General features: G+C 40.3%; 21 protein-coding genes and 2 tRNA genes. 13 read left to right on the top strand and 10 right to left on the bottom strand.

The window, feature by feature from the left end; genetic code table 11:
- Positions 1-3: 3 nt before the first annotated feature.
- Positions 4-858 (bottom strand): universal stress protein, encoded by an 855-nt coding sequence (locus BKM01_RS03350; RefSeq protein ID WP_072359925.1) that lies wholly within the window; start codon positions 856-858, stop codon positions 4-6.
- Between the two features lie 78 nt (positions 859-936).
- Entirely contained in the window at positions 937-1,251 is a 315-nt protein-coding gene (locus BKM01_RS03345; protein WP_072359927.1) for a DUF6951 family protein, read from the bottom strand.
- 267 nt (positions 1,252-1,518) lie between these two features.
- On the opposite strand from BKM01_RS03345, the gene BKM01_RS03340 reads away from it, so the two are divergent.
- Positions 1,519-1,710 (top strand): putative zinc-binding protein, encoded by a 192-nt coding sequence (locus BKM01_RS03340; RefSeq protein WP_233125658.1) that lies wholly within the window; start codon positions 1,519-1,521, stop codon positions 1,708-1,710.
- Between the two features lie 423 nt (positions 1,711-2,133).
- On the opposite strand, the gene BKM01_RS03335 is transcribed toward BKM01_RS03340, so the two are convergent.
- Positions 2,134-2,219, bottom strand: a tRNA-Leu gene (locus tag BKM01_RS03335).
- A gap of 278 nt (positions 2,220-2,497) precedes the next feature.
- Here BKM01_RS03335 and BKM01_RS03330 point away from each other — a divergent pair.
- The 7 genes from BKM01_RS03330 (at position 2,498) to BKM01_RS03300 (ending at position 8,303) form a co-directional block, all read left to right on the top strand.
- The gene (locus BKM01_RS03330; protein WP_233125660.1) at positions 2,498-3,124 is read left to right on the top strand and encodes a molybdopterin-dependent oxidoreductase; all 627 of its coding nucleotides are present in this window, start codon (positions 2,498-2,500) and stop codon (positions 3,122-3,124) included.
- Between the two features lie 300 nt (positions 3,125-3,424).
- Positions 3,425-3,868, top strand: coding sequence for an ester cyclase (locus tag BKM01_RS03325; protein ID WP_072359931.1), 444 nt, complete (start codon positions 3,425-3,427; stop codon positions 3,866-3,868).
- Between the two features lie 106 nt (positions 3,869-3,974).
- Positions 3,975-5,648, top strand: coding sequence for a site-2 protease family protein (locus tag BKM01_RS03320; RefSeq protein WP_072359933.1), 1,674 nt, complete (start codon positions 3,975-3,977; stop codon positions 5,646-5,648).
- A gap of 18 nt (positions 5,649-5,666) precedes the next feature.
- Positions 5,667-6,671, top strand: coding sequence for a potassium channel family protein (locus BKM01_RS03315; protein ID WP_072359935.1), 1,005 nt, complete (start codon positions 5,667-5,669; stop codon positions 6,669-6,671).
- A gap of 13 nt (positions 6,672-6,684) precedes the next feature.
- The gene (locus BKM01_RS03310; RefSeq protein WP_072359937.1) at positions 6,685-7,368 is read left to right on the top strand and encodes a potassium channel family protein; all 684 of its coding nucleotides are present in this window, start codon (positions 6,685-6,687) and stop codon (positions 7,366-7,368) included.
- A gap of 6 nt (positions 7,369-7,374) precedes the next feature.
- Positions 7,375-8,148 carry a sulfite exporter TauE/SafE family protein gene (locus BKM01_RS03305; RefSeq protein WP_072359939.1) on the top strand — a complete coding sequence of 258 codons (774 nt, stop codon included), beginning with the start codon at positions 7,375-7,377 and terminating at the stop codon, positions 8,146-8,148.
- A 56-nt stretch (positions 8,149-8,204) separates the two neighbouring features.
- A tRNA-Arg gene (locus BKM01_RS03300) sits at positions 8,205-8,303 on the top strand.
- Between the two features lie 33 nt (positions 8,304-8,336).
- Here the strand turns inward: BKM01_RS03300 and pheT are convergent.
- Positions 8,337-9,956 (bottom strand): phenylalanine--tRNA ligase subunit beta, encoded by a 1,620-nt coding sequence (pheT, locus tag BKM01_RS03295; RefSeq protein WP_072359941.1) that lies wholly within the window; start codon positions 9,954-9,956, stop codon positions 8,337-8,339.
- A 193-nt stretch (positions 9,957-10,149) separates the two neighbouring features.
- Between pheT and BKM01_RS03290 the strand changes: the two genes are divergently transcribed.
- The 3 genes from BKM01_RS03290 to rnhB are packed head-to-tail and all read left to right on the top strand — an operon-like array spanning position 10,150 to position 15,187.
- Positions 10,150-12,303 (top strand): type II/IV secretion system ATPase subunit, encoded by a 2,154-nt coding sequence (locus BKM01_RS03290; protein WP_072359943.1) that lies wholly within the window; start codon positions 10,150-10,152, stop codon positions 12,301-12,303.
- A gap of 17 nt (positions 12,304-12,320) precedes the next feature.
- Positions 12,321-14,525 carry a type II secretion system F family protein gene (locus BKM01_RS03285; protein WP_099816289.1) on the top strand — a complete coding sequence of 735 codons (2,205 nt, stop codon included), beginning with the start codon at positions 12,321-12,323 and terminating at the stop codon, positions 14,523-14,525.
- A 14-nt stretch (positions 14,526-14,539) separates the two neighbouring features.
- Complete coding sequence (gene rnhB, locus BKM01_RS03280) at positions 14,540-15,187, top strand: ribonuclease HII (protein ID WP_072359946.1); 648 nt, start codon at positions 14,540-14,542, stop codon at positions 15,185-15,187.
- Here rnhB and purQ read toward each other — a convergent pair whose 3' ends face one another.
- From purQ to BKM01_RS03255, 5 genes are all read right to left on the bottom strand, one after another.
- Positions 15,188-15,877, bottom strand: coding sequence for a phosphoribosylformylglycinamidine synthase I (gene purQ / locus BKM01_RS03275; RefSeq protein WP_072359948.1), 690 nt, complete (start codon positions 15,875-15,877; stop codon positions 15,188-15,190).
- Positions 15,874-16,125, bottom strand: coding sequence for a phosphoribosylformylglycinamidine synthase subunit PurS (purS, locus tag BKM01_RS03270; protein WP_072359950.1), 252 nt, complete (start codon positions 16,123-16,125; stop codon positions 15,874-15,876). Before purS ends, purQ begins: the two co-directional genes overlap by 4 nt.
- Positions 16,126-16,192: 67 nt before the next feature.
- A complete protein-coding gene (locus BKM01_RS03265; RefSeq protein WP_198926188.1) occupies positions 16,193-16,780 on the bottom strand; it encodes a CDP-alcohol phosphatidyltransferase family protein in 588 nt (195 codons plus the stop codon).
- Positions 16,781-16,859: 79 nt separating this feature from the next.
- Positions 16,860-17,111, bottom strand: a complete 252-nt coding sequence (locus tag BKM01_RS03260) for a tetratricopeptide repeat protein (RefSeq protein WP_072359952.1) — start codon at positions 17,109-17,111, stop codon at positions 16,860-16,862.
- Between the two features lie 102 nt (positions 17,112-17,213).
- Positions 17,214-17,486: a tetratricopeptide repeat protein gene (locus BKM01_RS03255; RefSeq protein WP_072359954.1), complete on the bottom strand. Its 273-nt coding sequence runs from the start codon at positions 17,484-17,486 to the stop codon at positions 17,214-17,216.
- Between the two features lie 417 nt (positions 17,487-17,903).
- On the opposite strand from BKM01_RS03255, the gene gpgS reads away from it, so the two are divergent.
- Together gpgS and BKM01_RS03240 are read left to right on the top strand one after the other, a co-directional pair.
- The gene (gene gpgS, locus BKM01_RS03245) at positions 17,904-19,127 is read left to right on the top strand and encodes a glucosyl-3-phosphoglycerate synthase (RefSeq protein ID WP_072359958.1); all 1,224 of its coding nucleotides are present in this window, start codon (positions 17,904-17,906) and stop codon (positions 19,125-19,127) included.
- Between the two features lie 60 nt (positions 19,128-19,187).
- A complete protein-coding gene (locus BKM01_RS03240; RefSeq protein WP_072359960.1) occupies positions 19,188-20,333 on the top strand; it encodes a pyridoxal phosphate-dependent aminotransferase in 1,146 nt (381 codons plus the stop codon).
- Here the strand turns inward: BKM01_RS03240 and BKM01_RS03235 are convergent.
- Positions 20,323-22,980, bottom strand: coding sequence for a cation-translocating P-type ATPase (locus BKM01_RS03235; RefSeq protein WP_072359962.1), 2,658 nt, complete (start codon positions 22,978-22,980; stop codon positions 20,323-20,325). The two genes, BKM01_RS03240 and BKM01_RS03235, sit on opposite strands and share 11 nt — an antisense overlap.
- Between the last annotated feature and the right edge of the window lie 123 nt (positions 22,981-23,103).

Raw genomic sequence — 23,103 nt, 5'->3', positions numbered from 1 at the left:
TTTTCACCTGTTGTCTGCAGGAATTAGCAATATTGGTTTGACAGTATTTCGGAGGAGGTTTTCGGCAGTACTTCCCAGAAGAATATCCTTTAATGATTCGGTTCCATGTGTGGTTATCATTATCAGGGTGATACCCATTTCTTCTGCAAGTTCATCCAGTACTTTTGCGGGTTTGCCTTCCTTTACAACATAATTAACTACCAGCTTTTTCTCCAAATCATTACCGATCTCATAGAGTTTATCAAAACTTTCCTTTTTCTTATGTTCAAGTTGAGGCTTATTTTTTGTATTTTCTATAATATGTACAAAGACAACTTCATGGATGACATCTGTCATTTGCCAAAGCACATCAAGTATTTTACTTGAATTATCCGAGAAGTCTAACGGAACCATTACTTTTGAAAACTTTGCAGAACATGCCTTCGCGTATAACTCTTCTTCACCGTTTTCAAGTTTATTGTATTTCTCAATGAGCAGAATCTTATCGGATCTTCGGGAAATATAGTTTGTAGTCCTGCCTGTAAGCTTTCCTTTTATAATTCCTGATGTGGTTGCACCCATAACAATACAATCTACGTTTTCTTCATCTGCAACTTTAATTATAGTTTTATTGACATCGCCTTCAACAACATGTGTGACTGTATCGATTCCCATTTCATCCAGTAGTTGCTTGTATTCGGCAATTTTTTTCTTTGCATTTTCCTCGAACATGGGAGCAAGTCCCTGGGATTTAAAAATGTCCACAACATGCAACAATACAGCTTTCTTCAAGCCTGTTTTCTTCAATTCTGCAATACAAGAGAGCAGTTTCTCACTCTCAATCGTAAAATCAGTAGGTATAAGTATAGTTTGAATCATGTTTTCCCCAAATATTATCTACTTAATAAACAAGGAGATCTTGATATAATATCAGACATTTATTTTCAATACGATAATTTATTGGAAATCGATGCTGACTCTTCCGGATTTTTTTGCCAGGGATTCAGACAGGATTCCCATTTCCATCCTGCACACATGTAATACTCCACAGGGCACAAGACAATTGGATGAGCAGTTCAATTGCTGGGCCTTTGATATCACATAATTGTCTTTGATATCAAGTGTCTGATCAATGGGTACTTCCATATGAGACATCTTTTTTATTTTATCACAATCCGTTTCGATGTCAATAATTATGTTTTTTCCTTCCTTTTTCCCAACAACATTATGCTCAAATCCACATATGCTTGAATTGATGGTAACTTCAGCCATACTGTATCTCCGTTCTGTGACAACTAATATATCGAATATCGCTAGTTAAGTGGTTGTTGTTTCTTGTATATATATGTATTTCAACGAATCTTGAAATACTAACATATAAATAGATTTTTTGTGAGTACCTTATTTGATTCATCCTATACTAAAGAAAATTTTTACCTAAACTCTGTAGAGATACAGACGATCTTGAAAGCTCTTTGGTTGATCAATTCATTGTGGATAAAGTGAATACATAAGTATCAAAGTCATGGAGAATGAATCATGACAGAAGAACTGAAAGTGACAGAAAAGCCAACTTGTGCATGTGAAGCAGCTATTATTGGACTGTATGTGTGTTCTGGTATCTTCGATGTAGGACAGGTGGCAAACAAGATAACTGTTGAGCTTACCAAACCGGGGAAAGGTAAGATTATGTGTACCATCGGAATTGGAGGCAATTTTCAGGGGTTATAAAAAGTACCGAAGGTACCGATGAGATTGTTGCAATTGATTGATGCCCTCTTCATTTTGTGTTAAGATGAAACCCTCTAATTATCTGCAGCAATCACATCCACCTTTAAGAGAGATCAAGTTGCCTTTGTTATGTTCTTGAAACCAGCAATCTTCACAAATTTTTATAACTCTTAATTTAACATGATTTACCTTCAGAAGAGAGTTTTCTTCTTTTGAACATATTGCACATTTAAAGCCCATCTTTAAACCTCCTGCTAATAGTTATGAATATGGCATTTCTGGCACATACCTGATAGAAATTGATATTTATTATATTTCCCAGTCAAGTTACATTTCTGCCATAAATGATTCTTGAAAACTGAGAAAATAGATCCGATAAAAGAGGTAGTTGTTAAATGAATTTAAAACATGTAAAATATGGATTGGTGCGAGAGGGGGGATTCGAACCCACGAACTCCTACGAGAATGGATCTTGAGTCCATCGCCGTTGGCCGCTTGGCTACTCTCGCACACTTTTTATTGCAGATTTGGTTTGACATTTCTCTGCAACCAGAATATGCAACGTCTAAATAACATGATTTTTTATAAATCTATCGCAGGAAACTTGTAATTTAGACAACAACGACAACTTGCTAGCCATTCCAATAAATGCTCTAAAAAGTACATTTCTTTGCAAGCAGAAACAGTTCAGTACATTATACAAAACCTATTTTTGCAATAAGTTCCAAGTTCCATATACAGAGGTGGTTTCATTAGATATCCAATATTTCTTTTCCTTATCATTATAGTGCTTGTAGCAGGCTGCATTTCCAACACACCGCAGGAAACAGAAGATGGTATGCGGGACAATGAGACAGAAACACTGGAATATAACGGTGTTGAACTTACACCTATTGAAGAGCAACGCAACAATGGCATCGAGGGAACCCAGTATATTGATAGAGAGACCTACACGCTTAAAATTAATGGAATGGTAAATGAAACTGAAAATATAAGTTATGAGCAGCTCACCTCCTACCCGGCCATTTCCAGGATTGTGCCGCTTGACTGTGTAGAAGGCTGGCGCTTTACAGCACTGTGGACCGGTGTACCGGTGGAAACCCTCCTGGAAGAAGCAGAAGTCAGTGCAGGGGCGAATACTGTTATTTTCTATTCAAAAGACGGTTATTCTACATCCCTTTCCCTGGATTACCTGATTGATAACAATATTATCGTTGCCTACAAACTTAACAACGTCACTCTCCCCCAGGAAAGAGGTTTTCCCCTGCAACTTGTAGCAGAGGGAAAATATGGTTACAAGTGGTCCAAATGGATCACCGGGATCGAGGTGACGGACGATGATAATTATGAAGGATTCTGGGAAAGGCGTGGCTACAATAATGATGCAGATGTGGATGGTCCAAGGTTTCAATAATTAGAAATAAGTTTCAGAGATTGGAAGAAGGAAGAGATATTGTAAAACAGGTGCAAACCATACAATTCGGGACTTTATGTTTCTAAGCCCAAATACCTCCGCCTTACTCTTCCAGAATTTACAATCAATCCTCTGTTGCGCTTATACTTCTACAATATAATATACAGAGTATATAGAATAAATATGTCACAGAACCACAGGTCAGAACCAATTGTACCTGACATATACTGATACTACCGGATAAGTCTGCAATTTTGGTGAAATAAACTTTTTAAATATAAACCCTGTCTATTATTAACGATGGGAAAAAATGAGACTAACGATGAGCAAATCCGTGGCTCTCTTGATAAAAACAAAGAACTCGTGCTGAAAGTCGCCAGAGAAGGCTGGAATCCTGTAATAGTAGATAAACACTGTACAGACGATTATCTGATGCATTATGGCGGAGAAAAACTGGATCGGGAAAATCTCAAAGAATTTATGGGCGCCATACACCATGCCCTTCCAGACCTTCATTTTGAAATAGAAGATATAATAGCTGAAAATGATAAGGTTGTTACACGCTGGAAGGCAGAAGGAACCCATAAAAAAACATTCCAGGGTGTGTTTCCTACAAACCGTAAAGTTAGTTTTTCAGGCATAACCATAAGCAGAGTAAAGGGTGAAAAGATTGCTGAGGACTGGGAAGAAGTAGACCAGCTCAACTTCACTCAACAATTTGGCGTCTATCCCGACGATATATGATTTATTGTATAGCAAGCAACACTATCCTCTGCCATTTGATTTTAATATAAAAAGATATTAATTGAACCATCTAATCATCACTGGCATAATCCATCGGAGAATTCAATTGGACACTACTAACCTCATATTGGCGATATTTTTAGTATACTGGGCTGCAGTTGCCTATCTTAGCAAAAAGGGAGTACTGGAAAAGTACAACATATCCGCATACGGCCCCATACTCATGATCAGAACTGTCAGGGGGCTGGCTCTTCTGGATAAACTTGCAAAACCCCGCCGTTACTGGAGAGTCTTTGCAAATACCGGCATTGTGCTAATGTTCATAGGCATGTTTGCCATGCTTTTTATTGTCATTCTTTCAGATATTGCACTTATTTCTTCCCTTACAGAGAATGCAATGCCTCAACCCAGTAAATTCAACGAGGCGCGCAATGTATTCCTGATTCCGGGAGTCAACGAATTTATTCCGCTTACCTGGGGCATCATTGCCCTGGTAGTAACACTGGTGGTTCATGAATTTGCCCATGCCATTCTTGCCAGGGTAGAAGATATAAGGGTTAAATCCATGGGAATACTTTTTGCCTTGGTGCCTATTGGAGGTTTTGCTGAACCCGATGAAGAGCAACTTTTCGGGGAAGGGAAAGACGAATTTGGAAGTCCTGTAATAAATGAAAAAAAGGCCACCAGAAACCAGCGTGCACGCATCCTGGCCGCCGGAGTGATGTCTAATTTTGCAGTAGCCCTGATTGCTTTTGTTCTCTTTTTCGGACCAGTGTTGGGGGCTGTAGCTCCTATGAGCGATACAATGGTCGTGGATGTTAAAGAAGACTCTGTAGCTGATATTGCAGGTATTGAAAAGGGAATGATAATAACTGGTATAGATGATCAGGAAATACGTTATGCCAATGACGTTGTAGCCTATTTGAACAAAACAGAAACAGGGTCCACGGTCACCTTGAAGGCAGCCAAAGACCGAGAGATAAGAGAATATGAACTGGAAGTAACCGGCAAGCAGGATACCGGAGATTTTGGAATATATATCAATGATATTGTAGATGGTTCACCTGCAGAAAGAAGTAACCTTGAAAAAGGGATGTTTTTACTTTCCATCAATAATGTTACCACCCAAACCCCTGAAGAATTTGTCAATTTCATGAATACCACAACTGCTGATCAGGAAGTGGAAATTGAGGTGAAGACAACTGAGGGAGAAAGTAAAATATACACTCTGACACTGGGCCAACATCCTGATGGTACTTCCGAAAAAGGGTTTTTGGGAGTTTATTATGGCACAGATGGAGTAAAAAATATACCGGTAGGGCTTTCGATTGGCGAGTACCCCGCCCATGAATATCTGGATATGCTCAAAGGATTGCCTTCTATGCTTACAGGTGTAGCTGGCTGGGTAATTCTATTAGGTCTGCCCATAATAGGATTTGCAGGAGAAGGGTTCCCTGGCTTTAGTGGTACTCTTGCCCAGTTCTATGAACCCGTTGGATGGGGCGAGCCTCTCGGTGTAGGAGTTTTCTGGATTGCCAACAGCCTTCTCTGGGTTGGATGGCTGAACTTCTATGTGGGCTTATTCAACTGCCTTCCGGCTGTCCCGCTGGACGGAGGACATGTATTCAGAGATTACCTCCAGTCGTTCCTCAAAAGGTTTACAGGGGATGAAATCAAATCAACCACCCTTGCAGGAACCATAGCAGGCACATTTACAATCTTTATCATATTATCCTTTGTCCTGATGATCTTCGGACCCTACATTGTTCATGGTTTCTAAAAACAAGGATGAATTAAAATGAAATTACCGGCCATGTGGAGACGATCACTGTACCATTACCTGGGAATTTCCCTGGGATTGGTAATCATAGATACGATCATCTTCCTCATGCTGGTAAATTATGAGGGGCAAACGCAGTTTTATAATCCTGTAGATGCTCTATATTGGGTGATTTCAACTACCACTACTGTAGGTTACGGAGACATTGTTTTAACAAGTCCAATTGGCAAAATTTTTGCCATCTTTGTACAATTGAGTGGCGTAGTCATGGTATTTGGTATCTTGATTACTTTTGTCATTACACCGTGGTTTGAAAAAGCCCTGAACATGCCCCTTCCAACAAAAGCGCCGGACTCTTTTTCTTCCCATATAATCATTTGTGGCTACAACCGGTTAATGGAAACGCTCATAGATGAACTTGAGGACCAGAAAGTCAATTTCATAATCATTGAAGACAATGAAGAGATACTTAGAAGCCTTATTGAAAAAAAAATACCATGCATATACGGTAAAGCTACAGATGATGAAACACTGGAAAACGCTAGGGTTGGCAAAGCCCGCTTTTTGATAGCAAATAGATCTGATGAAGAAAACGCCAGTATTGTCCTTACCGCTTCCAGCCTTGCAGATGCTTACATAATAGCAGTAGCCGAAGATTCAGCAAATATCAAATACCTCAAATATGCAGGTGCAAATCGTGTAGTTTCCCCAAAACTTGTACTTGGCAGGTTTCTGGGAAAAAAAGCACTGGACCCCTATGTAATGGGGCTTGGCGGTGCAACTACATTCCTGGATAAATATAGCATTGTAGAACTTCCCGTATACCCTGCAAGCCAGCTTATTGGCAAATCATTCAACGAAGCTAATATCCACAAGAAAACAGGAGCAAATATAATAGGATTAAGAAAAGAAGGTAAATTGCTCCTTAAAGTTGATGATGAAGAAATAATTAAAGAAAATACTGTACTGCTTGCAACCGGTACAATGGAACATTTGAGTAAATTAAAGGATCTTACAAAATAACAGGTGACCTGGAATGCAAATGGGCCATATAATCGTTCTTGGATACGGGGATGTAGGAAAAAGGATTGCAGAAGTACTTGACGAGAACGACATCCCTTTTGTCATTGTTGATTCAAAAGAAGACCTTTTCCTGAGACCGGATTTTGAATATATAGTGGGTAATGGTACGGAAGAAGAAGTACTCAAAAATGCGGGTATTGAAAATGCCTCGACAGTTATAATTTGTCTGAATCACGATACGGATGTTATCTTTGCCACTCTTATCTCCAGAGGGTTAAATCCGGAGTCCACAATATTTTCCAGAGCAAATTCAGTTGAATCCATTGACAAAATATACAAAGCAGGAGCCGATTACGTTGCTTCCCTTTCTATAGTTGCCGGCCAGATGCTGGCAAAAATCACTTCTGTTTGTTATGGGACCGGAGGATACTGCCCTATAGAAGACATAATGCTTTATGAGGGAACTGAAATTGAGAATCTTGTCGTTGGAAAGAATATGGCGGGAAAAACAATCGGCGAACTTGACCTGTATAGTACTATCGGGTGTCGTGTAATCGGCTATATGCAAGGAGATACGAAAAAGATAGAAGAACTGGATGATGTAGTCCTTGAAAAGGGAGATATCATATCTGTTGTAGGCACACGTGAGGATATTGCCCGCTTCAAAGAAAGATACAAAGATGTAAAGGATAAGTAAGATATAATGGCTTTAGACCCCTTTCTTCTTACAATACTAATCCTGGGACTTTCCTCCATTTTTGCATTATTGGGAATCGGAGGGGCAGTAATCTATGTACCCCTTTTTTACTGGATTGGTATTGACCTGAGAATCGCAATCCCACTTGCCCTTCTACTCAATGTAACCACAGCCGGTTCAGCTTCATTTACATACCTGAAAAAGAAAATGATAGATTTTCATACTGCAATTCCTTTCCTTATCTTTTCCGTAATCGGAGCACCGATTGGAACACATATTGGCATGAGAGTTTCTGAGGAAACAATTCTCTTTATTTTCAGTGTTGTAATAGTTCTTGTCGGATTAAGCATGCTCATTAATGGCAAAAAACAAGCATACATATCAGAACCAGCAACCCACAGTAGACTGTTTTTGGGGTCACTTGTGGGTGTTGGAGTAGGAATATCTGCGGGGATGCTGGGTATAGGGGGCGGAACATTCGTGGTACCTCTGCTTCTTAGTCTTGGATACGGGATAAGAGAGGCACCTGCCACGTCATCGCTAATTGTAATGATCTCTTCACTGTCCGGCCTTATCTCCCATCTCAACAATATAGAAATTTCTGGTACTACAATGATTCTATTTGCAACTGCCTCACTGATTGGAAGCCAGTTTGGCTCCCGGATTATGTATACTTCAAAATGGAATCTTGAAACCCTTTCCAGAAAATATTTCAAAAAAATATTCGGATTGATGCTTATAGTAGTTGCTGTATTGTTGCAATATCGTATCAGTTTCTAAATGCCGCTATAGAAAAGTTTAATAGACGTTATCACTATGATAAGGCTGCTTCCTGCGGGCCCGTGGGGTAGCCAGGATATCCTGATGGGCTTCGATGTTACCTAAAATAGGTACGAAGAAACCCATTGACTCGTGTTCGAATCGCGGCGGGCCCGTTCTTTTTTAAATAGTAATTAAATATCAGTTAGTTATTCATCCAGGTTTATTTCAAAACCTACAACAGGTTGTCCAAGCCCGAAATTGAGTATGACTTGCGGATGAATTTCTCCCATCACACCTACTTTTATACCATTTACAAGAATATCTGCTCTCCTGCCTTCAATAAATGCAGGGTCTTCTGATGCCTTGACTGAATAGGGAACATTTCGCTCCATCATCATTGAATCAACAATTTCTCTTATTTCCTCAAAATTTGCCAGTGCATGGATAGACGTAGCTGCCAGGTGCAGTTTATTTGCACAATTCACGATTGCCTCACCAACCTCAAATATGCGCTGAGGCAGTTCATGATGCTGGTTCAGGGAGAGAATTTCCATCTGGTTGGGCAGGAGGGTCGTGCGTATCATTGTCTGGTCTTCACTGATAGGATGCATTACAGGTGTCACATCTTCTGTATGAGGCCTCCTCATATTATCAAAATGCACCTTCTCACTGGTAAGAGTAAATGGCATTACTTCAGAATATCCCAGCCCAACCATTATCTCCCTGATATTATCCTGCATCAGGGAAAGGGGATGTGCCTCACCGGTTGTGGAAGTAGATGGGAATATTGCCTCAATATTGTCAAAACCTACCGAAATTGCAATGTCTTCAATTATGTCATAATTATGCAGGATATCTGCCCTGTAGGGAGGAATTTCTATCTCCACTTCATTGGTGCCTGCAGGTGATGCTGCATAACGCATTCTTCTCAAATGGCCTGCTACTTCCTCTGATGTGAAGTCCATACCAACAAGGGATTTCACTTCATCCATTGAAATAATACGTTTTTCCGGCGAGAGATCAGGAGTGATTTTTGATTTCTCATCGGGATAATTAATCTTAACAGATTCAATCCTGCCTCCACGATCGGCTAGTGCAGACACAACAATGTTGAGGGCTGTATAAACTTCGCCACTCAGGCCTGTTACATCTATGAAAAGATCGGTGGTATTTTTGTCCACCATGGTTAGTGTTCCGTTAATTATAGGCGGGAAGGAAAGCACCTGATTATCAGCATCAAGTATAAGGGGATATTTTGAATAGCCTTCAAGAAGATGGGCAAAACGTGTGCCCTTTGGATGTTTTTCGAGGATGTCTGCCAGGTTCATGGGTTCGGTGAAATCAAGAGGAATAAATTCCACTGATGGGTCAGCACCAATATACTTGAAAGGTGGTTTGAGTCCGGAGAGGTCATGAACCCCGATTGACACTTTCTTACGGTCTCTGCCCAATCCCCAATGCAGGGATTCCTGCAGATCCATCAGGGATTTTATTGAGGATTCGGTGAATTTGACTCCACGGACAATCGCACAAGCAAGCACAGGACGGATCGTCTTTATATTGTCATCCAGAGATATTTCAACATCTGAATCGTTAATATCATATTTTACAGGCCCTTTTTCAATATCCATAAAACCCCGCATTGCTCTGGAAACACCTTCGACACTATATAGATCGGGACGGTCGGGGAAGAATTCGATATCAATGGATTTGTCTTCAATACGTTCGATATCTGCTCCGATCATGGGAACCCTATCTATTATTCTATCCCGGTCAGTACCTGTAAGTTTCTCAAGGTCTTCATAATCCAGTGTTATAATGGGCATGGGGATCTTCCGTAAAGTTGGTCTGTATGCTTGGAAAGTAATGGGTATCTAAGATTTAATGTTTTTCATGGATAGACATAAGGAGAATATTATCCATAACTATAATAATGATTATAATATTATTACTGATATATATGTACGCTGCATTTAGGCCCATAATACCCATAAATAATAATTAATTTCCGGTGACAAAATGAGTGATGAAGATTCCGTAAAAAGGGGAATGGATTATTCAAGCAAGGGAGAACTTTCAAAGAACAATAAAAACTCATCCACTGGCAAGCAAGAAGAATCGGGAGTGATAGAACCAAAACTTTTCAAACCCGGCTCCTTCCGTAAAAAAGAAAAATCTTCTCAAAAAGACACCTTGATTGTTAAAGAAAAAAAGGATGAAATTATTTTCACACCTTCCAAAGGTGAAAAAACCATACGTAGAGAAAATCCATCTGCAAACGAGAATAATGAAGAACAAAGAAAACTATCCGATGGAGAATCAAATACTTCCAATTCTAAAGAGGATTTACCAAATATATTTTCTCCCCCTCCAGAAAGCGATAATACTGAAAAAAATATAAGAGAATTACAGGAAAAAACAACTGAAACAGATGACTCTGAAGACCTAAATAACAGCGCAATGGTGAAGACTTCCTTATCTCAAGATCCTACTGTAAATGATGACACGGAAAATTTACTGGAGGATGAACCGGAGGAGGGAAATAAAGAATCAGGCGAAGAGGCTGATTCACAAACTAAAATAAAAAAAAGTTTCAAAAATATTAATTTCGTCCAGAAAATACGTAATCTCCTTGAAAGAGAAATAGAACCAATCGAACAGTATGACCCTGCTATCCATGGTCCCATTACATATTTTGAAGGGATAGCAAATTATGAAGAAATTGAGAGATATTGGCTTGATGAGCCATTTTGTTTTGTCGTCATTCTTTATAATGAACTCCTCAATGATTATCTGTACCAGATAGTTGAACCAAAATTAGATGAATTTGAAGAAATCTTCCTGACAGAGATTAAAGATCGTTTGCGTGATGTTTTACTCGTGGAAAATATTGACAGACTGGCAAATAAAGAAAAGATACTGGAAGACAAGATACTGATCATCCTTAAGGATTATGCTATAAAATTTACCCCCCTGATGTTGGGAAAAATCATTTACTATGTAAAAAGGGATTTTGTCAGGCTGGGAAAAATTGATCCACTGATGTATGACGATGGAATAGAAGATATATCAGGTAACGGACACGATAAGCCTGTTTTTCTCTATCACAAAAAATACAGCAATATTTCCACCAATATCTACTTTGAAGAAGATGAACTCAATTCTTTTATAATCCAGCTTGCTCAAAAAAGTGGTAAACATATATCCGTAGCCGAGCCAATGATAGATGCCACAATGCCAGATGGGTCCCGTATCCAGATGACTCTGGGTACAACTGTAACCACTCACGGCAGTACCTTCACAATTCGTAAATTCAGTGAAACTCCTATTACACCAATTGACCTTCTTGAGTGGGGTACCTTTTCTTCGGCAGGAATGACATATCTGTGGTTGTGTATTGAAAATAATAAGAGTCTGATATATGCAGGAGGTACGGCTTCAGGTAAGACTTCATCATTGAATGCAGTCTCCCTCTTCATTCCTGAAAAGGCAAAAATCATTTCCCTTGAGGATACAAGAGAGCTTAAATTACCGCATATTAATTGGATACCAGGAGTTACCAGGGACTCATTTACAGCAGACGAAAGAGGAGCTGTTGACATGTATGACCTGCTGAAGGCGGCTTTGAGGCAAAGACCGGAGTACCTGCTGGTAGGTGAGGTCAGGGGCAAAGAAGCACTAACGTTGTTCCAGGCGATGTCTACAGGCCACACCACATTTTCTACCATGCATGCTGATTCTGTATCATCGGCAATTCACAGGCTGGAAAATCCTCCTATAAGTGTACCCAGAAATATGATCCAGGCTCTTGACATAATGAGTATTCAGGCACAGACATTTTCAGCAGGCAAACGTGTCAGGAGGAACCTGAAACTTGTGGAGATCACCGATATAGATCCAAATACGCGCAATATTCGAACCAACGACATATTTACGTGGGATTCATCGACTGATTCCTTCAGGCATACGGGTAAATCCAAAGCATTGAATGACATAAAGCTACAAAGGGGCTGGAATGAAGGAGATATTAATCGAGAACTGCAAACCCGGCAGAATATACTTGAATATATGTTGTACAATGGAATCCGGGATTTCAAAGAGATTGCTACCATCATTAAAGAGTACCAGGCAACACCCGAAAAAACCCTTGCCAGATTTGGAATGGATAAATGAAAATGGTGGGATAATACTTGGATGGATCACAAACTGAAGAAAATGAAACTACAGTTGAACCCGACGCAATCGATGAATCTACGGATCCTGTCAAAAAAGCATCCCAACTACCTCAAACCAATAAAATATCGCTCAAACAAAAAATAATAAACTCTTCCAGACATTTAAAAACACGTTTCAAATTAAATGGTAAAAGCAACTCCGAGAAAGATTATGGTCAAATTCTTTTTGACCTTGCCAGAAAAATTCCTTTCGCCCTGCTGGGAGAGAGGGTTAAGGAAAGAGGGAACAGTTATTCAAGCCTCCAGCTCCAGCTCAAACAGGCACGAATTCCTGTGTCTTATGAGATGTATGTATCAGCAGGGATATTTTATTCTGTGGTTGCAGGGATTTTCGGCGCTTTGCTGGGACTTTTATTTGCTTACCTTATTTTCACGATCATAGGATTACCCGATCAGCTAACCGGCATCCAGGTCAATTCATCGTTTGCATGGTTGCTGGCTTACAGGGATATTATAATAGGCTTTTTTATTGTTATTTTCCTGACACTTATACTGGGAGGTATAACTTATGTTCTCTTCATGTTTTATCCGGCATTCCAGGCAGGGGAGAGGAAAAATAATATCGATCAACAACTCCCCTATGCAGTAACTTTTATGTATGCATTAACAAGGGGCGGGATGAATATCCTGGATGTATTCAAATCCCTTGCAAAGGCAGAAGATACCTATGGGGAAGTGGCTGTCGAAGTCGATACCATTGTAAAGGACATGGAATATTTCGGCCACGACATCAGAACAGCACTGACAAATATATCCAGTACTACCCCTTCAGACAGGTTTCAGGATTTGATATACAATCTTGTTACAATAATAGATAGTGGGGGAGACATCGCAAAATATTTTCAGGATAAATCAGATCAATACTTGCAGAAAAGTATGGTGGACCAGAAAGGTTTCCTGGAAACACTGGCATTGCTTTCTGAATCATATGTAACTGCATTTGTGGCCGGTCCACTGTTTATAATAATAATGGGAGTTATGATGATTATCATGGGTTCCGGCTCAAAATCAATGGTATATGCAATCATATATGCTGTCCTCCCCATCGGTTCCCTCATGTTTGTTGTTATGATCAGCATAATAACACCTGGCGAACTAGGGGAACCAAAGTTACTCAAGACCAATGATACATATGATCATGGAATCCCCGAAGTACCTCTACACCTCCAGCCGGTTTATGACGAAAACGGGGAAGTTATAGAAGAAAATGAAGACAAAGTACAAAAACGCGGATATTTTGAAAGTTTTATCAAATCAAAAAAGGGCCTTCAATATAAGAAATATATAAGAAATCCTTTAAAGCCAATGCTTGAAAAGCCCGAATATACACTGGTTATAACGGGCCCGATTGGTGCATGCATAATAATAATTCCCCTCCTTCTCAATATGAAAGATGGAGGATTACCCTCCGGGATAATTGATTTTATTGATGATTATCTTGTATTTGGATTTTTTGCAACAGTTGTTCCCCTGACTATATTCTATGAAAAGAAAAATCGGCGCAAGAAGAAGTTGGAACAAAATATTCCTGACCTGTTGAAAAAACTGGCCAGTACTAACGAAACCGGGATGACATTACAGGATTCAATAAAGCTTATGTCAAGAAAGGAGACTGATACTCTCAGTAAGGAAATAAAAAAGGTCTGGAGGGATATTTCCTGGGGAGTAAACATAAATGACAGTCTTGTCAGGTTTGCAAATCGACTGAGGACCCAGGTTGTGGCAAGGTCATTTACCCTTATTACCAAGGCCAATGAATCCAGTGGAGATATAGGTCAGGTTTTACTCGTAGCATCCCGTGATGCATCATCTGAACAGGATATGAAGCGGGAACGTTCAATGAGCATGATGATTTATATAGTAATTATCTACATTGCTTTTTTTGTTTTTGTAGGTGTGATATATGTAATATCCACTACATTCCTGACAGAAATGGCAGATGCGGGTGCAAAAATGGCTGCTTCGGGAACACAGGGAAGTTTCCTTTCAAGTTTTAACCTGGATGAGTATACGAGATTGTTCAAACATGCCTGTCTGATACAGGGACTGAGTTCCGGTCTGATGGCAGGAGCAATGGGTGAAGGAAAAGTCCTTGCCGGATTGAAACATTCAATAGTGATGATGACAATTGCTTACGTTATCTTTACCTTATTTATCTGAAGATGAGGACAACTATGAAAATTGCAGGAATTGATGAAGCTGGCAAAGGACCGGTAATCGGACCAATGTGTGTTGCCGGTGTTATTATGGATGAATCAAACATAAACGCCCTGAAGAATCTGGGTGTGGCAGACTCAAAAAAACTGTCCCCCAAAAAAAGGGAAAATCTCGCCCGTCAGATACGTAAATATGCAGATGGGATATTTATACAGGAAATAGAAGCATGCCAGATAGATGAGCTACGCAACATAATGAGCATGAATGATATCATGATAAGGGGATTTTCTAGTGTCCTCGAAAACCTGAAACCTGATATGGCATATGTAGATGCTGCAGATGTAAACGCAGAAAGATTCGGCAAGAAACTTCTTGCTGCATATGAAAAGAAGCATGAAGGAGAAAAAAAGCCGGAAATTGTTTCCGAGCATCGTGCCGATGACATATACCCAATAGTATCTGCGGCCTCCATTATTGCAAAAGTCAGAAGAGACGAGCTTATAGGAAATATCAAAACATCTATCAATGAAGATTTTGGAAGCGGTTATCCATCAGATCCCAAAACCAAAAAATTCCTTCAGGAGTGGATGGATAAAAATGGGAATTTGCCCGATTTTGTCAGGCATTCCTGGAAGACCGCTGCAAAAATAAAAGTAAGCAAATGATTATTTCTGACCAATTAACATCGACTTAAACATCAAAAGACCATCATCAGAACCTATAATTTTCTCTGATGCTCTTTCGGGATGTGGCATCATACCCAGTACATTGCCGGTTTTATTTGTGATGCCTGCAATGTTATTACGTGAGCCGTTTGGATTGACAGCTTCGTTTGGATTGCCGCTTTCATCTACATATCTAAATACAACCTGATTATCATCCTCCAGCTGCTGCAGGGATGCATCATCATTATAGTATTTTCCATCCTTATGGGCAATCGGAATACGAATCACCTGACCTTTTTCATACATTGAAGTGAAAGGCGTATTCGTATTTTCTACCTTCAAGTATGACCATTCACATTTGAACTTGGGATAACTGTTTGTTGTAAGGGCTCCATCCAGTAAACCTGATTCAGTAAGTATCTGGAAGCCATTGCATATTCCCATCACTGGCTTGCCATCGTTGGCCATTTTTCTCACAGCATCCATTATAGGTGTCCTTGAAGCAATAGCACCTGATCTCAGATAGTCACCATATGAAAAACCACCCGGGATTACAGCAGCCTCATAGTCATCGAGTTTTTCCTCTTTATACCAGACAAGTTCGGCATCAATTCCAAGTACATCCTGCAAGACATGCAGGACATCATTATCGCAATTGCTTCCACCGAACTGTATGATGGCAACGGTCATTCTATTTCCCTCAGGTCAATCGAGTAATCATGAATGATAGGGTTTGCAATCAGTTTCTGACACATTTGGTCAACAAGTCCGCGGGCATTTTCTTCTGATTCTGCATTAAGTTCAATGACATACCTTTTGGTGCTTTTAACACTCTCTGTATTATAACCCAGGTGTCCCAGAGCACGCTTGATAGTAGTTCCTTCAGGGTCCAGCATACCGGCCTTTAGATTGATGGTGACTTCTGCCTCATATAGCATATTAATCCTCAGCTGTGACTGTAAAGTAATTCAATCTAGACATAAATGATGTGTTATATAATCTCTTCTATAGGCGCTGTTTTGCCCCCATTACCCGCTGTATAAAAGTAATGTGGGTCAGGATTGCAATAAGTGCAAGTGCCTGCAGGAGGAAACCTGAAAGTGCGCCGATTATCAGAATTATAATTCTTTCTGATCTTTCTGCCACCCCTATATCAAGTTTGGATGCACCTGCTGCTTCGGCACGGGCGCGTGTGTAACTGACTAGATATGAGCCAATCATTGCAAAGATACACCAGATCCACCCTTCTATAAAAAATCCGCTCCCTTGAATTGTGTTGTTTACAAAACCGTAAATCAAACCTGCAAAAACAATAGCATCCGCATAACGATCACAAACCGAATCAAGTACCCCTCCAAAAGCCGATGTTGTACCACTTGCACGTGCAACGGCCCCGTCCAAAACATCAAGTACCCCTCCAAGAATTAAAAAAAGGGCACCGTATAAAAGATCGCCTTTTGAAAACTCAAAAGCTGCCAGAAAACTTACAAAAAGCCCGAGATATGTGATAGTGTCGGGAGAAAGGGGGATTCTGGATGCAAATGGCAATACAGAATGACGTATGTAGTTTTTTAAATTACCAAGTATTTCCATCCCTCTTCATAAATTGGTAGTATGATCGTAGAGATATTGGGACTTCACATATATAAAATTAAACACAAATAATGGGTCCTTAGTAATTGGATGTTTGTTTTTTTTGCTGATTAAGCAGGGATATGGCTTTTTTCAGGTAATTTTTTGCTTCTTCACATTCCGGATCAAGATTTAATACATGAGAAAAACATCGTGTCGCTTCATCATATGTCCCTTTTAAGAAATGTGATATGCCCCGACAGTTCCACAAAATTGTTTTCTTTTCAGCAGAATCAGTTTCCCTGATGTTTATATGTTCATAACATATCAGGGCTTCTTCATATCTTTCCATAGTACAGAACATCATGCCTTTATTGAGCCATGCATTATCATAATCTGGATCAATCTTGGTGGATTTGTCAAAGCATTCAATCGCTTTTTCTGGCTATTTCAACTAGGAATAGACTATGCCTCTATTGTACCATATATCAGGATTATTACCATTAAGTTCAAGAGCATTATCAAAACAATGAATAGCTTCCTGGTATTCTGTCAGATCACTGTGAGCTATACCTTTATTTGTCCATACAAGAGCAATCGCTTCGTTATCCCAGATAAGAGAATCTTTTTCCACTTCGAGAACGCGTGAGTAGCAACGAATCTTATCTTCAGGATATTCGGCATGAAAACCAAGCTGAAACCATTTTTCTGCCGCCATTCCTTCCATTTATAGTATGCTCCTGACCACGCCAGATATTAAGTATAAGTACAAATATAAGGTTATTCGAAGTATAAAATACTTATTATCCATTACATATAATCATTCAAAATAGACATCACGAAAGTTCAACCTGTATAAAATTTACAATCATAATCATTGTAGAAACAAATATCCACTGCAGTCTATTAATCATACTTTTCTGAGATACTGACGTGATATAACTTGCAAATTTATATTCTGGACCTTTCTTATAGGAGATTTTAGGCAAATAGAAAACTATAAATTTTTTGGCTCCATTATATAGAGCAAAAATGGAATTATGAATAGACATCTAATCACTGATTCGACTTTATAGGGGGAGAGAATCAGGATGACAAAAATATATTCATAGTACAAAAAATCATCCATAAACGGGGGTATTAAATGGATTTTCATCAGGAGGATATTACTACAATACATGATTTTTGCATTGATGTCAATAAACTTGAAGAAAAAATCAAGCAACTTGAAAAAAAGCGACCTGCTTGTTTGATCATACCGATATTATACGAGGAAGTAGAAAAACGTCCTCTTCAGCAAATCGTGGAGGAATTAAATAAATGCAACTGTGTTAAACAGATAATTATTCCGATGGCAGCTGATAATCCCGAACAATACGCAAAAGCTGCACAATTTTTCAGCCAGTTAAAAACCGACCATATGCTCATATGGTGTAATGGCAAAAGGGTTCAAAAGATCATAGATGATATGAAGGAGATTGATCTTGACCTTACAGGTTTCAGAGGTAAGGGCATGGATGCCTGGCTGGGCCTAGGTGTTGCCAGCCTGAATTCTTATGCAATTGCCCTGCATGATGCGGATATTGTCAATTACACATCTTCCATTCCTTTAAAGCTTCTTTATCCTATAGTCAGTCGAGATCTGAATTTCTTTTTCAACAAAGGTTATTATGCAAGAGTAAACCTGGACAAAAAAACTATGCATGGACGTGTTTATCGTCTTTTTGTCCAACCCCTTATGGATACCCTGCACAAAGAACTTCGATGTGATTCAGAGATCCTGGACTATTTCAGATCTTTCCGCTACACCCTCTCCGGTGAATTTGCAATGACAAGCGATCTTGCACTCAATATAAGAATCCCGGCAGACTGGGGACTTGAAGTCGGATTGCTTGCAGAAGTCTACCGCAATGCCACATACAAGAGAGTATGCCAGACAGATCTTGGATTTTACGATCATAAACATAAAAAACTTGGCCAGGACCGCACGGAAGGCCTATGCAAGATGACTGGTGATATTTTCTCGACATTCCTGCGTATAATCACAGAATCATCAACCACCCCCATATCCCATTCACTCTTGCATAGTGTACAGGTGAAATATAAAAGAAGAGGGCAGGACCTTATAAGGAAATATTATACTGATGCCCTTTTCAATGGCCTAAACTTTAACCGCCATGAAGAGGAAACTTATGTGGATATGTTCTCAAAGGTTATCATGAAATCCGGGGAAGAATATCTTGATAAACCCCATGATATGCTGTTGCCAGACTGGACAAGGGTGCTCTCCGCAATACCTGATCTAAGGGAACAAATATGTTATGCAGCACGTGAGGATGCCAGGGAATTTAATGGTAATGTTTTTTGAGAATTAGATAATAGATTGAAAAGTCAGATTTAAATAACAAATACAGCGCATATCATTACCATGATATCCCAGAAAGTAGCAAACATACCACCTTTTTACGTTATGGAGGTACTGGAGAGGGCCCAGCAGCTCGAAGCAGAGGGTAAAAGTATAATTCATCTGGAGATTGGAGAACCGGATTTCCCCACTGCTCCCCATATATGTGAAGCTGCCCACAATGCCCTGGATGCCTGCAATACAACTTACACACATAGTCAGGGAATACCCGAACTAAGAGAGGCAATCACTGAAGATTACAACACACGTTTTAACCTTGATATCGACCCTTCACAGGTAGTTGTTACTTCGGGTACAAGCCCGGCCCTTATGTTGAGTTTCATGGCGCTTGTTGATGAAGGGATGAAGGTAGCGATGTCAAATCCTCATTATGCATGTTATCCAAATTTCGTCAAAGCCATCGGGGGCAAGGCAGTCCTGGTTCCTACAAAAGGAGAAGAAGGCTATTGCCTGAATTCTGATAACCTCTCAAAAAATATTGATGTTGATACATCTGCCATTCTAATTAATAGTCCCTCCAACCCTGCAGGTTATATGATGCCTCCAGAAGAGATGGAGTCGATTGCGGACCTGGCAGGAGAAATCCCGATAATTTCCGATGAGATATACCAGGGAATTGTTTACGGGGATGCAGAAGACCACAGCATACTGGAATATACAGATAATGCAATCGTACTAAATGGTTTTTCCAAAAAATACTGCATGACCGGCTGGAGACTGGGTTACATGATCGTGCCTCCTAACATGATCCGATTGGTCCAGAAAATGCAGCAGAATTTTTTCATATGCGCCAACAATTTTGTCCAACACGCCGCAGTTGCAGCGCTCACAGGTCCACAGGACCATGTGAAATCAATGGTTGAGACCTATGACAAACGTCGTATTTACATGCTTGAGAAACTCAAAGATATCGGTTTTGGCATTAATTACACTCCAAATAGTGCCTTCTACATCCTGGCTGACGCGAATAAGTTTACCGGGAATTCACTTGAATTCAGCAGGCAGGTCCTGGAAGAAACCGGAGTGGCCATTACACCAGGAATTGACTTTGGGTCAGGTGCAGAAGGCCATGTTAGATTCTCTTATGCCAACAGTTTAGGAAATATAGAAAAAGGAATGGAAAGACTTGATGCTTTCCTTAACGGGTAATCTTGCTTTTCTGGCGCTTACGCAGCATCTTTTCGGTTTCGATCACAAAAAACACAGAACTGGAGATTACTACTATAATTACCCAGTCAACTAACCTTAAAGGTGCTGTGTCAAGGATACCATTAATCAATGGATTATAGGTTATCAGCAACTGTAACAGGATTACCACAATCACCCCTGCCAACATTGCCATATTGGAAAACAGCCGGCCAAATATATTTTCATAAATGGATTTTGAACTGAAAAGGTAAAATATCTCAAAGAATACGATGGTATTCAACGCAATGGTTTGCGCCGTAGCTACTGTGGTTTTCTGATCATTGATTTCAAAGAAGAACAAAAGGAATGTTGCTGTTACCATCAGCAGGGCAACTAAAACGATTCTTTGCTTGATAACCGGCAGTAAAAGCGGCTCTTCGGGAGGGCGTGGATGTCTTCTCAATAACAGGGATTCCTTTGGTTCAAAGACGATGGGTACACCTAAACAGATTGCTGTCACAGTATTAATCCACAATATATGTAGAGGCAAGAGAGGAGGATTGGTAATTCCCAGTAGCACTGCAGCCATTACAGCAAGTCCCTCTGCGGCATTGGTGGGCAGCATCCATAAAATAACCTTCTGGATTTTGTCGTAAACATCCCTGCCTTCCTCCACAGCATTTACAATGGAAGCAAAGTTGTCATCTGCAAGCACCATGTCCGAGGCTTCCTTGGCGACCTCTGTACCGGATTTGCCCATTGCAACTCCTATATCTGCCCTGTTGAGTGCTGGTGCATCATTTATCCCGTCTCCCGTGACGGCCACAACCTCTCCCTGCTCCTGAAGCAACCTGACAATACGGGATTTATCTTCCGGGGAAGTGCGGGCAAAGACAGAAACATTTTTTAATTTTTCATGCAGGTGCTCATCCGACATACTATCAAGTTCTGAACCTGTAAGTACACCTTCTGTGGTTATGCCGAGTTGATTTGCGATACTGTGAGCTGTGAGGCCATGATCCCCCGTTATCATGATTACACGGATACCGGCTGTTTTGCATTTTTTAATAGCAGCCTTGACCTCTTCCCGGGGAGGATCACGCATTCCCTGCAGCCCCAGAAAAATAAGATCATCAATATCCTCTTCCTTTACTTCTTTCCTGTCAGATCCCACTTCCCGGTATGCCATGGCAATAACCCTCAGGCCTTTAGATGCCATGTTTGAAGCAACTTCAAGTATTTCAGTCGGATCAAAAACCTCATTTTCTCCGTACTTTGAGGAGCACATACTGATTATTGTTTCCGGCGAGCCCTTTACAAAAATTACATTGGATTTTTCATCCTTTTCGTGCAGGGTTGCCATAAATCGCTTTTCGGATTCAAAGGGAAGTGAATCAATACGAGGTAAATGGAAAGATGATGCTTTCAAAGCGGATACCAGCAGTGCCCCTTCTGTAGGATCACCAACCACACCTCCTTCTTCACGCAGATACGCATCGTTACACAGAGAACCCGCCTTGAGGGTCTCCATCAAGGAACCATAATCATAAGGTGAAACTTGTACTCCTTCACTGGCAAAGGTCCCTTTGGGAGAATAACCTTCACCTGTAACATCAAACCACCCTTCAGAGGTGTATATTGTTGTTACTGTCATTTGATTCATAGTCAGGGTGCCTGTCTTATCGGAGCATATGACAGTAGCTGATCCCAGTGTTTCCACTGAAGGCAGGTTTCTCATTATGGCATTCTTTGAGGCCATAGATTTTACCCCTATGGCCAGTGATATGGTGATAAGAGCTGGCAAACCTTCAGGAATAGCCGCCACTGCAAGACTAACTGAGGCCAGGAAAATTTCCAGATTCTCAAAGCCCTGCAGACGTCCAATAATAAATGTCAGGACCGATACAAAAAGGATTACAACAAATAGTAATTTACCCAGATGGTTTATGGTGCGTATCAGGGGAGTGGAAATACTTTCCGATTCCTTGATGAGTTCAGAAATCTTCCCGATCTCGGTACGGGGTCCGGTTGCCACTACCACACCATATCCGACACCCTGTGTTACAAGAGTGGCGGCAAATGCCATATTTTTCTGGTCTGCAAGTGGTACGTCCTCACCGGAAATGGATGTGGTTTTCTTTTCAACCGCCATGGATTCGCCGGTAAGAGCTGATTCATCGATACGCAGGTTCTTGGTCTGGAAAAGCCTTACATCGGCAGGTACCCTTGCACCGGCATCAAATAGTACTACATCCCCTACTACCAGTTCTCGACTGGGGATAACTTTGCGCTGTCCATTGCGCAGTACAGTAGCTTCGGGACGCATCATACGGGCAAGGGATTCCAGAGCGTTTTCAGCCTTTTTTTCCTGCACAAAACCAATTATTGCATTAGCCAGGACCACTCCGGCGATCACAGCAGTATCTGCATATTCTTTTAAGAAGAAAGTGACTATTGCAGCAGCAATTAACACATAGATCAGTGGGCTTGCAAATTGTCTGGCAAAAAGATACAGTGAGCCATGTTTCTTTTTTGCTTCAACTTCATTGTAACCATAGGTAGATAAGCGGAAAGATGCTTCATCGTCGCTTAAACCTTCCTTATTGCTTTCAAGGAGAGAAAAGGTCTCCTCTGAACTGGCATGGTACCACTTAACCTCCCCATTCATAAAAAAAGAATGGAATTATGGAGTTAAAGTTTTTGTGATTGAATAAACATCTCCCGAAAATTCCCATCTGGATACTGAGTGTAATATTGATATATCCATCAATATTTTTACAAGTAACTGAAA

The organism is Methanohalophilus portucalensis, assembly GCF_002761295.1.
Classification (GTDB): Archaea; Halobacteriota; Methanosarcinia; order Methanosarcinales; family Methanosarcinaceae; genus Methanohalophilus; species Methanohalophilus portucalensis.
The sequence above is the reverse complement of the archived record's forward strand: the minus strand, read 5'-3'. Positions and strand labels throughout refer to the sequence as shown.

What these genes read in the sequence shown, in the direction of transcription:
- BKM01_RS03265 (WP_198926188.1), bottom strand. Translation starts at nt 16,780, where the DNA reads ATGGAAATACTTGGTAATTTAAAAAACTACATACGTCATTCTGTATTG.
- rnhB (WP_072359946.1), top strand. Translation starts at nt 14,540, where the DNA reads ATGAAAATTGCAGGAATTGATGAAGCTGGCAAAGGACCGGTAATCGGA.
- pheT (WP_072359941.1), bottom strand. Translation starts at nt 9,956, where the DNA reads ATGCCCATTATAACACTGGATTATGAAGACCTTGAGAAACTTACAGGT.
- gpgS (WP_072359958.1), top strand. Translation starts at nt 17,904, where the DNA reads ATGGATTTTCATCAGGAGGATATTACTACAATACATGATTTTTGCATT.
- BKM01_RS03350 (WP_072359925.1), bottom strand. Translation starts at nt 858, where the DNA reads ATGATTCAAACTATACTTATACCTACTGATTTTACGATTGAGAGTGAG.
- BKM01_RS03260 (WP_072359952.1), bottom strand. Translation starts at nt 17,111, where the DNA reads ATGGAAAGATATGAAGAAGCCCTGATATGTTATGAACATATAAACATC.
- BKM01_RS03345 (WP_072359927.1), bottom strand. Translation starts at nt 1,251, where the DNA reads ATGGCTGAAGTTACCATCAATTCAAGCATATGTGGATTTGAGCATAAT.
- purS (WP_072359950.1), bottom strand. Translation starts at nt 16,125, where the DNA reads ATGCTATATGAGGCAGAAGTCACCATCAATCTAAAGGCCGGTATGCTG.
- BKM01_RS03240 (WP_072359960.1), top strand. Translation starts at nt 19,188, where the DNA reads ATGATATCCCAGAAAGTAGCAAACATACCACCTTTTTACGTTATGGAG.
- BKM01_RS03305 (WP_072359939.1), top strand. Translation starts at nt 7,375, where the DNA reads ATGGCTTTAGACCCCTTTCTTCTTACAATACTAATCCTGGGACTTTCC.
- BKM01_RS03325 (WP_072359931.1), top strand. Translation starts at nt 3,425, where the DNA reads ATGGGAAAAAATGAGACTAACGATGAGCAAATCCGTGGCTCTCTTGAT.
- BKM01_RS03235 (WP_072359962.1), bottom strand. Translation starts at nt 22,980, where the DNA reads ATGAATGGGGAGGTTAAGTGGTACCATGCCAGTTCAGAGGAGACCTTT.
- BKM01_RS03340 (WP_233125658.1), top strand. Translation starts at nt 1,519, where the DNA reads ATGACAGAAGAACTGAAAGTGACAGAAAAGCCAACTTGTGCATGTGAA.
- BKM01_RS03315 (WP_072359935.1), top strand. Translation starts at nt 5,667, where the DNA reads ATGAAATTACCGGCCATGTGGAGACGATCACTGTACCATTACCTGGGA.
- BKM01_RS03310 (WP_072359937.1), top strand. Translation starts at nt 6,685, where the DNA reads ATGCAAATGGGCCATATAATCGTTCTTGGATACGGGGATGTAGGAAAA.
- purQ (WP_072359948.1), bottom strand. Translation starts at nt 15,877, where the DNA reads ATGACCGTTGCCATCATACAGTTCGGTGGAAGCAATTGCGATAATGAT.
- BKM01_RS03290 (WP_072359943.1), top strand. Translation starts at nt 10,150, where the DNA reads ATGAGTGATGAAGATTCCGTAAAAAGGGGAATGGATTATTCAAGCAAG.
- BKM01_RS03255 (WP_072359954.1), bottom strand. Translation starts at nt 17,486, where the DNA reads ATGGAAGGAATGGCGGCAGAAAAATGGTTTCAGCTTGGTTTTCATGCC.